The 12,193-nt window shown below is 67.1% G+C and carries 13 protein-coding genes; 10 read left to right on the top strand and 3 right to left on the bottom strand.

All coding sequences use genetic code 11. The features are described from left to right. Nucleotides 1–22 precede the first annotated feature (22 nt). On the top strand, nt 23–1,495 hold the full coding sequence (locus AC5RVV_RS09010) for a hypothetical protein (RefSeq protein ID WP_494000984.1): 1,473 nt from the start codon (nt 23–25) through the stop codon (nt 1,493–1,495). A gap of 25 nt (nt 1,496–1,520) precedes the next feature. Here the strand turns inward: AC5RVV_RS09010 and AC5RVV_RS09005 are convergent, their stop codons facing one another. Continuing rightward, nucleotides 1,521–1,922, bottom strand: a complete 402-nt coding sequence (locus AC5RVV_RS09005) for a phage holin family protein (protein ID WP_494000983.1) — start codon at nt 1,920–1,922, stop codon at nt 1,521–1,523. A 72-nt stretch (nt 1,923–1,994) separates the two neighbouring features. Here AC5RVV_RS09005 and AC5RVV_RS09000 point away from each other — a divergent pair, with 72 nt between their 5' ends. The 6 genes from AC5RVV_RS09000 (at nt 1,995) to AC5RVV_RS08975 (ending at nt 7,981) form a co-directional block, all read left to right on the top strand. Continuing rightward, on the top strand, nt 1,995–3,149 hold the full coding sequence (locus AC5RVV_RS09000) for a histidinol-phosphate transaminase (RefSeq protein WP_494000982.1): 1,155 nt from the start codon (nt 1,995–1,997) through the stop codon (nt 3,147–3,149). 150 nt (nt 3,150–3,299) lie between these two features. Beyond that, entirely contained in the window at nt 3,300–4,484 is a 1,185-nt protein-coding gene (gene pdhA / locus AC5RVV_RS08995; protein WP_494000981.1) for a pyruvate dehydrogenase (acetyl-transferring) E1 component subunit alpha, read from the top strand. Continuing rightward, nucleotides 4,484–5,458, top strand: coding sequence for an alpha-ketoacid dehydrogenase subunit beta (locus AC5RVV_RS08990; RefSeq protein ID WP_494000980.1), 975 nt, complete (start codon nt 4,484–4,486; stop codon nt 5,456–5,458). The genes pdhA and AC5RVV_RS08990 overlap by 1 nt, the downstream gene beginning before the upstream one ends. Nucleotides 5,459–5,471: 13 nt before the next feature. Then, nucleotides 5,472–6,998: a dihydrolipoamide acetyltransferase family protein gene (locus tag AC5RVV_RS08985; protein ID WP_494000979.1), complete on the top strand. Its 1,527-nt coding sequence runs from the start codon at nt 5,472–5,474 to the stop codon at nt 6,996–6,998. A 128-nt stretch (nt 6,999–7,126) separates the two neighbouring features. Beyond that, nucleotides 7,127–7,639, top strand: a complete 513-nt coding sequence (gene rraA, locus AC5RVV_RS08980) for a ribonuclease E activity regulator RraA (RefSeq protein ID WP_494000978.1) — start codon at nt 7,127–7,129, stop codon at nt 7,637–7,639. Nucleotides 7,640–7,756: 117 nt separating this feature from the next. Next, nucleotides 7,757–7,981, top strand: coding sequence for a hypothetical protein (locus tag AC5RVV_RS08975; RefSeq protein WP_494000977.1), 225 nt, complete (start codon nt 7,757–7,759; stop codon nt 7,979–7,981). Here the strand turns inward: AC5RVV_RS08975 and AC5RVV_RS08970 are convergent. Next, entirely contained in the window at nt 7,959–9,251 is a 1,293-nt protein-coding gene (locus tag AC5RVV_RS08970; RefSeq protein WP_494000976.1) for an aminotransferase-like domain-containing protein, read from the bottom strand. The genes AC5RVV_RS08975 and AC5RVV_RS08970 overlap by 23 nt on opposite strands. Before the next feature lie 66 nt (nt 9,252–9,317). Next, nucleotides 9,318–10,292: a helix-turn-helix transcriptional regulator gene (locus tag AC5RVV_RS08965; RefSeq protein ID WP_494000975.1), complete on the bottom strand. Its 975-nt coding sequence runs from the start codon at nt 10,290–10,292 to the stop codon at nt 9,318–9,320. A 406-nt stretch (nt 10,293–10,698) separates the two neighbouring features. Here AC5RVV_RS08965 and AC5RVV_RS08960 point away from each other — a divergent pair, with 406 nt between their 5' ends. From AC5RVV_RS08960 to AC5RVV_RS08950, 3 genes are all read left to right on the top strand, one after another. After that, nucleotides 10,699–10,845: a hypothetical protein gene (locus tag AC5RVV_RS08960; RefSeq protein ID WP_493979969.1), complete on the top strand. Its 147-nt coding sequence runs from the start codon at nt 10,699–10,701 to the stop codon at nt 10,843–10,845. 98 nt (nt 10,846–10,943) lie between these two features. Next, entirely contained in the window at nt 10,944–11,915 is a 972-nt protein-coding gene (locus AC5RVV_RS08955; RefSeq protein WP_494000974.1) for a lantibiotic dehydratase C-terminal domain-containing protein, read from the top strand. After that, the gene (locus AC5RVV_RS08950; protein ID WP_494000973.1) at nt 11,912–12,103 is read left to right on the top strand and encodes a hypothetical protein; all 192 of its coding nucleotides are present in this window, start codon (nt 11,912–11,914) and stop codon (nt 12,101–12,103) included. The genes AC5RVV_RS08955 and AC5RVV_RS08950 overlap by 4 nt, the downstream gene beginning before the upstream one ends. Nucleotides 12,104–12,193 lie beyond the last annotated feature (90 nt).

Raw genomic sequence — 12,193 nt, 5'->3', positions numbered from 1 at the left:
CGGCCTGTCCCGGAGATGCACGGTGGCTGACGACGACTGGCTGCCCGGCGGAGCCCGGTGGTGGGAAGGCGGCGCCGGGTATCGCCGGTACGCCGGCTATCGGGTTACGGGCGGCATCGGCGGGGTCACGTTTGAGTGGCAGGAGCTGGCTTCGGCAGCCGTCCGGCTGGAGTCGGCCGCCGCCACCATCGGGGACCTGTGGCGCCAGCTCCTGTCGGTGCAACTGCCGCTGGCCGATCCGCGCTGGACGCTGCTGCCGGAGCGGTGGGCGGCCGAAACGGCAGTCCAGGCTGCAGCGGGATCGTTGGCGGCCCTTGCGGACAGCGCCGGGGTTTTGGCCGGAAAGGTGCGGTTGGCACACGGAACCTACCTGGCAACCGAGCAGGCCGTCTCCGCCGCGCTGCAGGCGGTCGACTCGGCCACCTGGTGGGCGACGGTTCCGCTCGGCATGGCCGCCAACGAGGGGCTGCCGACCCGGGCGGGCGGCGACCGGCTGCTCGGCCAGTTCCCGGCAGCGGTGGCAGGAGCCCTGGGCGGCCCGGCAGCGGGGATCCTGCTCCGGGACGGCCGGCAGGGCGGTCCGTGGAACAACCCGGCCACCGAACACCTGGCCCCGCTGCTGGTCGCCGCGGCACGGCAGGCGGGGCTGCTCCGGGCCGGCGCCATCGAGGTTGCACGCGCGGCCCCGGCGGCCGAAGAGATCGATCCCGCGCCGGCTTCCCTGGCCGGGCTGCTCCACCGGACGGCCAGCGCGGACCGCGCCGGCGACGGCACCGTGGAGGTGCTCGAAGTGTCCGCCCCCGGCGGCCGGAAGCGGTGGGTGGTCGCTTTGCCGGGCACCCAGGCCGCGGGCTCGGCCGAGGCAACCGCCAACCCGTTCGATGAGACCGGCATCGCCGAAGCTGTCGCAGGCAGGAGCGCGTTCGTCTCGGCCGCCGTGTCGCAGGCGCTCGGGGAGGCCGGCGCCGACGCAGAGGATTTGGTGATGCTGGTCGGCTACAGCCAGGGCGGCATCCACGCCATGAACCTGGCCGCCGATCCGGCCTTCCTGGCCAACCACAACGTGGGCTTCGTCCTGACGGCCGGCTCGCCGGTGGCCGGCATCAACCCCGGCCCGGGCGTCCGGAGCGTTCACCTGGAACACGTCCAGGACTGGGTGCCGGGCACCGACGCCAGGCCGAATCCGGACCGGCGCGAACGGGTCACCGTGACCCTGACCAATCCCGCGGCCACCCCTGCCGGCGAGGGCGCCGGGCTGGGACCCGGGCATGACCTCGGGAACTACGTGCGGGCGGCCCGCAACATCGACGCGAGCCCGGATCCGTCGGTGCGCGAGGCGACAGCATTCCTGGGCGCTGCGCTCGTTGGCGGCACCGCCCGGCAGCATCTGTTCAGCCTGCGCCGGTCGCAGCCTGACGGGTCAAAGCCGTCCCGCGCGGCCATACCGGGCCGCCGGAAGGGACCGCTGCCGGCAGGCCGGGGCGGGCAGGGGTAGGTGCCGCACCGGAGTCAGCGGCGAGTCAGCGGGTGCGGGTCAGGGTGCCCACTACCAGCGAGACCAGGCTGATGATCAGCGAGCCGAGGATCGCCGTCCAGAAGAAGGAGTCGACGACGAATTCGACGGGCGTGAAGCTGGACAGCCAGGCCGTCAACACCAGCATCAGCGCGTTAATCACGATGGTGAACAGGCCGAGCGTCAGGATGGTGACGGGCAGCGAGAGGAAGGAAATTATCGGCCGGACAATAGCGTTGACCAGGCCGAAGATCAGACCGACGAAAAGGTAGGCCAGCACCGTGCCCAGGGACTCGTTGCCGGCGACGTCGGCCGCTGCGGAGGCCTCGATGGCCAGGCCGGGCAGGATCCAGCTCGCCACCCACAGCGCCAACGCGTTGACGAGGACCCGCACAATGAACTTTCCCATGCGTGTATGCTGCCACATCCAGGCCGCAGCGGCGCGGAAAACCCGGTCAACGGCGCACGTATCCTTTAAGGCATGACTCCTCCTGAGAACCCCATCAAGGAAGCTGCGGTTCCGGCAGCAGGTGCGTCGGGCCAAATCCACCCCCGGCCCGTGCTCGACAGGCTGCCCAAATATGCTGCCGGCAAACCGCCGGCTGCGATCCAAGGACTGCAGTCCTACAAATTGTCCTCCAACGAAAACCCGCTGCCTCCGTTGCCAGCCGTGCTGGAAGCCGTGAACGCGCAGACGACGGGCATCATGCGCTACCCCGATCCGTTGTGCACCGCGTTGCGGACCGAACTCGGCCGGTTCCTGAATGTCCCCGCCGACGACGTGGTCACCGGCGCCGGAAGCCTGGGCGCCCTGGTGCAGATCCTGCAGACGTTTGCCGGACAGCACGAGGACGGCACCGAAGACGAGGTAATTTACGCGTGGCGGTCCTTCGAGGCCTACCCGATCATGGTCGGACTCTCCGGTGCCCGCAGCGTGCAGATTCCCAACCAATCCGACGGCTCGCATGACTTGGACGCCATGTTGGATGCCGTGACCGACCGGACCAAGGTCATCCTGCTGTGCACGCCGAACAACCCGACCGGACCGGCCCTGACGGCGGCGGAAGTGGAAGGCTTTGTCCGCAACGTGCGGGACGACATCATCGTGGTCATCGACGAGGCCTACACGGAGTTCGTCCGCGACCCGGAGGTGGTGGACGGCGTGGCCATGTACAAGAAGTACCCCAATGTGGTGGTGCTCCGGACCTTCTCCAAGGCCCACGGTCTGGCCGGCCTCCGGGTGGGCTATTCCATCTCGCAGCCGGAGATCACCCGGCACCTGCGCGTGGCTGCCACCCCGTTCGCCGTATCGAGCCTGGCCGAGCATGCGGCCATCACCTCGCTGCGCCACTACGACGAAGTTGTAGAAAGGGTACAAAGCCTCGTCGACGAACGGGACCGCGTGGTCGCCGGGCTGAACATGCTCGGCTGGAAGATCCCGGAGACGCAGGGCAACTTCGTCTGGCTGCCGCTGGGCGATCGGGCGCAGGAGTTCGCGGAGCTGGCGGGCCGGCAGGCACTGTCCGTGCGGGCCTTCGCGGGCGAGGGCGTGCGGGTCAGCATCGGTGAAGTCGAAGCCAACAGCCGCTTCCTGGCGCTCTGTGAGAACTATACAAACGGCCCGGGCGTTTCCTGACGGTAATGTGACCGGTCCGAACGGCACCTGCCATTAGGCTAGGACGAGATAAACGACAGATATATGCCGGGTCAGGAATGTATTCCCGGCCCGGCATATATGAACAGCGAAGATCTCTGCCGCAGGGCAGCGGATCGGCGAGGAGTTCGTATGGGCGCTGAGCACCTGCCCGCCTCGGAATTCGACATCGAAGAACTGGAACAGTCGCTGGTATCCAGCGACCCCTCGGACGCGCCCGCGCTGGTGCAGCTGATGGCCCCAGACGGAACCGTCCGGGACGATGCGAAGTACAGCCCCTACGCAGCCCACCTCGACGGCGAGACGCTGCGCGGCATGTACCGCGATATGGCGCTGGTCCGCCGGTTCGACCAGGAAGCCACCGCCCTGCAGCGGCAGGGCCAGCTGCTGCTCTGGCCACCCCTGCTCGGGCAGGAAGCGGCACAGATCGGCTCCGGCCGCGCGCTGCAACCGCAGGACTATGTGTTTCCGACCTACCGGGAGCACGGCGTCGCCCTCACCCGTGGCCTGGACCTGTCCCGCGTGCTCAAGCTCTTCCGAGGCGTCAGCCAGGGCGGCTGGGACCCGCGGGAGACGAACTTCCACCTCTACACGCTGGTGCTGGCCGCCCAGTCCCTGCATGCGGTTGGCTACGCCATGGGCATCCAGCGCGACGGCGACGACGGCGTGGCCGTTGCGTACTTTGGCGACGGGGCCAGCTCGGAAGGCGACGTCCACGAATCAATGGTGTTCGCCGCCTCCAACCAGTCGCCGGTGGTGTTCTTCTGCCAGAACAACCACTGGGCCATCTCCGTGCCGACGGAAGTTCAGTCCCGCGTTCCGCTCTCCAACCGTGCCACCGGCTACGGCTTCCCGGGCGTCCGGGTGGACGGCAACGACGTCGTGGCCGTCCACGCGGTCACCCGTTGGGCCGCTGAACATGCCCGCTCGGGCAACGGGCCCGTGCTGATCGAGGCGTTCACGTACCGGATGAGCGCCCACACCACCGCCGACGACCCGACCAAATACCGTGAGGCCGCCGAGGAAGAGGGCTGGCGGGAACGCGACCCGTTGCTCCGGCTGGAACGGTACCTGCGCAGCACCAACACTGCCGGCGACGAATTTTTCGACGAGGTCTCCGCCGAAGGCGACAAGCTCGCCGCAACCACCCGCGCCGACGTCCTGGCCATGGAGGCCCCGGACTTCGAGGACCACTTCGCCAACGTCTATGCCGATCCGCACCCGCTGGTCCGCGAGGAACTGGAATGGCACCGGCAGTACCAGGCCGGTTTCGCCGATTACGCCACCGAAGACAACGCCGCCGGGGAGGCCCGCTGATGACCACCATGACGATCGCGAAGGCCATCACCAGCGGGCTGCGCGAGGCCCTGGCCAATGATCCGAAGACGCTGGTCATGGGCGAGGACATCGGCAAGCTCGGCGGGGTCTACCGGGTCACCGAAGGACTCCTGGCCGAGTTCGGCGCCGACCGCGTGGTCGACACCCCGCTGGCCGAGTCCGGCATCCTCGGCACCGCCATCGGGCTGTGCTTCCGCGGCTACCGGCCGATCTGCGAGATCCAGTTCGACGGCTTCGTCTTCCCGGCGTTCAACCAGATCACCACCCAGTTGGCCAAGATCCGGACCCGCAGCTCCGGACTCCTGTCGGCCCCCGTCGTCGTCCGCATCCCCTACGGCGGCGGCATCGGATCCATCGAGCACCACTCGGAGTCCCCGGAGGCGCTCTTCGCGCACACTCCCGGCCTGCGCATCATCACCCCCTCGAACGCGCACGATGCCTACTGGATGACCCAGCAGGCAGTGGCGAGCCAGGACCCGGTCATCATCTTCGAACCCAAGCGCCGCTACTGGCTCAAGGGCGAGGTGGACACCGAATCGGCCGGCCGCGACGCCTTCAGCGCGCAGGTGGTCCGCGAAGGCACTGACGCGACGATCGTCGCCTACGGCCCGCTGGTACCGGTCGCCCTGGCCGCGGCGAAGGCGGCGGAAGAGGACGGCAACAGCGTGGAGGTCATCGACCTGCGCTCCATCTCCCCGATCGACTTCGACACCATCACCGCGTCGGCGGAGAAGACCGGGCGCCTGATCGTTACCCACGAAGCCCCGACCTTCGGCGGCATCGGCGGGGAAATCGCCGCGCGCGTCGGCGAACGCGCCTTCCTGAGCCTGGAGGCGCCGGTGCTCCGCGTCGGCGGCTTCCATATGCCTTACCCGGTGGCGAAGGTGGAGGAACAGTACCTGCCGGACATCGACCGCCTGCTCGAGGCCCTCGACCGTTCGCTCGCCTACTGATATCGGAGTTTCCATGTCGAACACGCAGATTTTCAACCTCCCGGATGTCGGCGAGGGACTGGTCGAAGCCGAAATCGTGTCCTGGAAGGTCAAGCCGGGGGACACCGTGGCGGTCAACGACGTCATCGTGGAGATCGAGACGGCCAAGTCACTGGTCGAGCTGCCCAGCCCCTACGCGGGCGTGGTGTCGGAGCTGCTCGTGCCGGAGGGTCAGACCGTGGAGGTCGGCACCCCGATCTTCGCCGTCGCCGCCGAAGGCGCCGCCCGGCAGTCGGCCGTCCCGGAGCAGCCTGCCGCTCCGGCGCGCCCCGCGGCCCCCGTTCCGGATCAGCCCGTGCCCGAGGCCACCGCCGAGGGCGGGCCGTTGGTCGGCTCCGGCCCAAAGGCTGATCCGGTACGGCGGCGCCCGCGCCGCGGCAGTGCGTCCGCGTCCCCTCCCACAACGACGACGGCGGCGCGCCCTTCCGCGGCTCGCTCGGGCGGCGGGGACGCACCCGCCGCGGAGATCCAGCTGCCCGAGCCGCACGGCCAGGCCCAGCACGTGCCCCCGGTTCCCGCCGACGACGACTCCGCGGTTCCCGGGGCCGCTCCCGCCGCCGGTGCCGGGCATGCCCGAGGCGAAGCCGTCCAGGCAGCCGTCACCCGGCTGCTGACCCGGGTGCTCGCCAAGCCGCCGGTGCGCAAGGCCGCCAAGGACCTGGGCATCAACCTGGCGGACATCACCCCCACCGGCAAGGGGGGCGAGGTCACCAAGCAGGATCTGCTCAGCTACCAGGCCCAGCGCGAGGCCGAGCAGGCGGCTGCGCCGACGTTCTGGGCCCCGCGCAAGGGACTGGACAACCGGATCGAGCGGGTCCCGGTCAGGGGCGTGCGCAAGGCGACCGCCAAGGCCATGGTCGAGTCGGCCTTCAGCGCCCCCCACGTGAGCATCTTCGTGGATGTGGATGCCTCGCGGACCATGGAGTTCGTCCAGCGGCTGAAGAAGTCCCGCGACTTCGAAGGCGTCAGGGTCTCGCCGCTGCTCATCCTGGCCAAGGCCGTCATCTGGGCCGCCGCGCGCAACCCGAACGTCAACGCCAGCTGGGTGGAGACGGAGTCCGGCGACGAGATCCACGTCAAGCACTTCATGAACCTCGGCATTGCCGCCGCCACCCCCCGCGGCCTGCTGGTTCCGAACATCAAGGACGCCCAGGACCTCTCGCTCAAGGAGCTTGCGGTAGCCCTCAACGACCTGGCGACCACGGCCCGTGCCGGCAAAACCAAGCCCGCCGACATGCAGAACGGCACCCTCTCCATCACCAACATCGGCGCGCTGGGAATCGACATCGGCACCCCGATCATCAACCCGGGCGAAGTCGCCATCGTCGCGTTCGGCACCATCCGTCAGAAACCGTGGGTCGTCTCCGGCGAAGTCATTCCCCGCTGGATCACCACGCTGGGCGGGTCGTTCGACCACCGCGTGGTGGACGGCGACCTTTCCGCCAGGTTCATGGCAGACGTCGCCGCGATCATGGAAGAACCGGCGCTGCTGCTGGATTGACGGTGCGCCGCGGCATGCTGGGTTAACGGCGCCGCCGCCGCATGCCGGAGGGACTCTGTCCCGCGCGCGGATGCCCGCCGGGCCGCGGTTGGTTATGATCGCGGTGTGGCGAGGAGGAGCACCATCAGGTGATTAAGACAGCGAACAACGCAGCGACCCACGGGGCAGAACCTACAGTGATCCCGACGGCGGATCTGTACGACCAGTTCGGCGACGAACTGGCGTCGCTGTCGCTCCAGTTCGGCAACTTCGGCGGCCGGGCGTCGTTCAGCGGGCCGGTCCGCACCATCAGGTGTTACCAGGACAACGGGCTGGTGAAATCCGTCCTCAACTCCCCGGGTTACGGCGCCGTGTTGGTGGTCGACGGCGGCGGTTCGCTGGAGACGGCCCTGATGGGGGACATGATCGCGGCGGCCGCCGTGGCCAACGGCTGGTCAGGGGTAATTATCAACGGGGCGATCCGGGACCGGGCGGCCCTCGCGCGGCTGCCGCTCGGCGTCAAGGCGCTCGGCAGCAACCCGCGGAAGAGTGCCAAGGACGCCAGCGGGGAAGCAGACGTTCCCGTCGAGATCGGTGGCGTGCTGTTCCGGCCGGGCGCCACGGTCCACGCCGACCTGGACGGCATCCTGGTCGGCGCCTGACCGCGGCCGTGGTGTTTACTCGGAGGACGGCGTCCGGGATCCGCTCTGCAGCGATTAACGACCTCCTGCCCTGACGGACCACCAAGGGTGGCGTTCCGGCTGTGAAAGACTGGGAGCATGAGTAACAACAGGCCCTCGGGTCAGCGCAACGACTCAGGCGTGCCCAGGATCGACTGGAAGGGCACCCTGTGGGCCATGGCGGCCGTCTTCCTGCTCAGCTACGTCATGATCTGGCTGATGCCGGGACTGCACCCCATCCTGCGGATCCTCATCGTGATCGGCCTGTATTTTGCCGGCCGCTACGCGTACTACCGCTATTTCAAGAACCGGCGCCGGCCATAGCCTTTGCGAGGACGGGCGCAAGCCGCCGCACGCCCTCGCGAATGGCCTCTTCGGGCACGGCGCTGAAAGCCAGCCGCAGCTGGCGTGACGGCTCCTCGGAGGGGCTGAACGCCGCCCCCGGGATGAAGACCACGCCCGCCTCGATCGCGTCGTAGAGCAGCGGGTAGGTGTCGACGCCCTCCGGAAGGGTGATCCAGACGAAGAAGCCGCCGTCGGGTTCGGTCCAGGTGGCCCCGTCGGGCATGAATTCGTCCAGCGCCGACAACATGGCGGCGCATCGGGTGGCGTACAACCGGCGGTAGGTATCGATCTGCCCCACCCAGTCGTGTTCGTCCAGGTAAGCGGAAATCAGCATCTGGTTCAGGGTCGGCGGGCACAGGGTGACGGCCTCGTTGGCCAGGTAGAAGCTCCGCTGCAGGTGGTCGGGCAGCAGCGCCCAGCCGATCCGCAGGCCCGGTGCCAGAATCTTGGAGAAGGAACCCAGGTAGACCACGTCGTCGGGATTGTCCGCGCGCAGCGGCCGCAAGGGCTCGCCGTCGAAGCGCAGCAGGCCGTAGGGGTTGTCCTCAAGCACCAGGACGCCGGCCTCGCGGCAGATGTCCACGATCTGCTGCCGGCGCTCGGCGGCCAGCGTGATGCCGGAGGGATTGTTGAAGCTGGGGATGGTGTAGAGGAATTTGATGCTGCGGCCCTCGCCCTGCAGCTCTTCGATGCGGCGCTGGAGTTCCGAGGGGACGAGACCGTGTTCGTCCATCAACACCGGCTCCACCTGGACCTCGTAGGCCTCGAAGGTGTTCAGCGCGCCCACGTAGGTGGGATCCTCGCACAGCACCACGTCGCCGGGGTTGCAGAAGACTTTGGCGGCCACGTCCTGGGCGGACTGGGAACCCGCCGTGACGACGACGTTCTCCGGATCCACGCCCGTAATGCCTTCGCGCGCCATGACCTCGCAGATCTTCCGCCGCAGGTCCTGGGTACCCTGGCCGCCGCCGTATTGCAGGGCGGTCATCCCATGCTCGGAGATCAGCCGCTGCGCCATGCCGGCGATCTTCTCCAACGGCAGAGACTGCAGGTAGGGGTTGCCGCCGGCCAAGGAAACCAACCCGGGGCGCATCGAGATGTCGAAGACGTCGCGGACGGCTGATTGTTTGATGTTGGCGGCGCGCTGGGAGAACAGGTGCTGGTGCCGGTGCGCCGCAGTGGCGCGTTCCAGCGCCACTTCCGTTTCGGTGGGCAGGGTTTCGGAAAGGTCTGCATCCTGTGAAGTCACTCACACAGGATAGCCCGGGGCGTTACGGAATAGGAAACAGAAGTTTTCTATTAGTGCTGCCCGGGGCTAGAGCCAGCCCGCGTCCCGGGCCTTGAGTGCGGCCTGGAATCGGCTTTCCGCGCCGAGCTGCTCCAGCATCCAGGCAATGTGGCGCCGGCAGGTGCGGACGCTGATGTCCAGCCTCCGGGCGATCACCTCGTCCGAGTACCCGGCGGCCATGGCGTTCAGGATGGAGTGCTGGATGCCGTTGAGATCCGAGGCGCCGTTTTCCTGCCCGTCCAAGACGTAGGGATCGGCCAGCTCCCAGGCCACGTGGAACAGGTTGATGAAGACCTGGATCAGGTTGAAGTCGCGCACCACCAGCGCGCCGCGGTCTTCCGGATGCAGTTGGCGCCCGATTAGGGCCAGGTTGCGGTCGAAGATCATGATCTTGAGCGGAACGTAGGGCAGGGTTCGGTACTCGCCGCCGGCCGGCGAGATCGCGGCGACCGCCTTGCGTGTGGGCACGTGGTCCAGGGTGCTGGCGTGGCTGATGTTCTTGCGCACGACCCCGCGGTTGAGCAGTTCGATGTCCTTTTGAATGCCCTCTTCGTGAACATCGGCGGAGGCCCCGGAGCCCGGCTGGCTGATCAGCACCTGCTCGGAAACGTCCCGGCCGTAGTCCACCAGCAGCTTGCGGATTACCCCCGGGTCTTCGAGGACCTCCACGGAGGAGTCCAGCGACACCCGTTTGCGGGCTGCAAGGTACGTGGGCACGAGGGCCGCCATGTCCGCACGGTGCCCGCTGATCTTGGTGCGCAGGTCAATTAGCAGCCGCTCGTCGGAATCTACCAGTTGCGACAGGGCGACGTCGGGGGAGATGGCGACATAGCATTCGACATTCGGTGCCGGCTGCTGCAGCAATTGCCTGCTGACCAGTTCGCCGATGGCGATGTTTAGGTCGCGGATGGTGTAGCCGAGCGCCGTGGACATGCTTTCTTTGGTCCAGCCGGGGTGGGCCACGGCGTATTCATAGACCTCGAATGCCGTCCCGCTCAGCATAGGGCGCTCCTCCGGTTGATCCATTTACGTATCACGCAGGGCCTGCTGTTTCATGTGCGGTGCGGCCGCTCTTTGGCCAGTCTAAAGCACTTCTTCGGCCCATCTTGCGTCCTTCATGACCGGCCACTTCCTGCCATGGCCACATTATGCCATCACCTCGCGGCCTTTGAGTGACGATCTTTGGGAGGCGCTCCTTTCCCCGGATTTTCGGGGCGGCAGGCGGTTTTGACCACCTGTCCGGAACGTGACAGCACAAGCCGTGAGGCACGATCATGGCATGTCCGGATGTTGCAACGAGTTTGGCTGGACAGGCGGAGCAGAAGCACGGAACTCTTGAACATGTCGGGGGCGAGCAACCCGGCTGGATTTGTCACTGTACGAACCTAAGCCATGTGAAGGGAATGACATGTTCAAGAAGATCGCAAGCATCGCGGCAGGTCTGCTGGTTGCTTTGGGGGCGGTCTCTGCGGCCACTCCGGCAGTAGCCGCCGATCTAGGACCGGTTCCCCATTCTGAAAACGCCACCGCTTCCGCCTATATCTGGGACTGGTAAAAAGCCGCCCCATCTCATCGGCATTGTGCTGATTCCGTAACCAGGATGACGCCGGCTATCCCTCCCCAACCACCAGAACATCGAACCAGGAGTAGCGCATGAGCCAGCTGACAGCCATCCGCCCAACAAGTTCGGTGAACGTTAAATCGTACTGGTGGGTTCTGTCTATTTACACGGGTAGGCAGGACGTAGTCGACGCAGTCATAGGAGAACTGGTTACACCGCTGGTCGCCCACGCTCGCCGCGAAGGCGTGGGCCGCTGGTACTTCAACCACAGTGCCGACCAGATGGGGCCTCACCTGAAGGTCCGGTTCCTGGGCCGCCGCCCAATCCTCGACAGCCTTCAAAGGTTCGAGTTGGCGGCCCGGGACCGGGTCCTCGACATCCTTCCAGGCATCACGACCCAGGAAAGCTTCGTATTGCCTTTCGGCAGCGGGGATTCCATTCAGCTCTCGCCGGCCGATGCCGCCGTCCCCGTGCCCGAAGCGGACCTGGACCGTTTTGGGGGACCCGATGGGCTGGAGCTCGCGGAGGAGGTATTCGAACTTTCCTCCGAACTGGCCATGTGGGCCACGCAGCGTTTCAGCAAGGCCCAAGGACGTTCGGCGCTCGCCTCCCTGCTCCTCTGCGACGCGGCGTGGGCCATGATGTATGGGCCGAAGGCGCAACAGTGGCCGGACCGCGGCAGGCTGTCCTGGGACTACTGCTGGGACAACCATCTTCGGGTATCCACTGCCGAGCTGGGCCGTTCGGCTCCCAAGGCGCGGCACAGCCTCACCGCAGGACTGGTTGCCCGCACCGCACCGATGCACCGCCTGATGGCAGCGACAGCGGACGAAAGCAGCGTCCAGAACTGGCGCCGCCGCTGGATCAGGACCCTTGACTCGTACCTGTACCGGGCGGACCGGGCGCGCGTTAGCCGCAGCGCGCAGCAATTGACGTTTTCCCAAGCCCACCTGCTGATGAACCGGTTGGGGTTCACGACGTGGGAAGAGGCGGCACTCGGCGTCTACGCCAGGGCCTGGTCGCCGGAAGTCGAATCCTCGTTGTTGGAGAAGAGGACAAAATGAGCCCGTTCGGTTTCTCGTCGATTGGACCCGAATCCATCAAGGATCCGGATGTCAAGAACGAAGGAACAGCATCATCACTGGATCAGGTCGGGGTGCTGGGTGCGCACGCCCAGGATGATGACCTCTGGAACCTCACCGGCAGCAACTACTCGCGCGACGCCGCGTGGGCAGACCAGGCGTGGCAATAGGAGAACGTCCGCCGGCATCTGCGTCGGTGCCCACATCATTCCTCCCCCAACAGGATCAGGCCGGAGCGACCCCCAACGCTCCGGCCTGAT

It is taken from the genome of Arthrobacter sp. MDT2-34-1 (assembly GCF_059091365.1).
The sequence above is the reverse complement of the archived record's forward strand: the minus strand, read 5'-3'. Positions and strand labels throughout refer to the sequence as shown.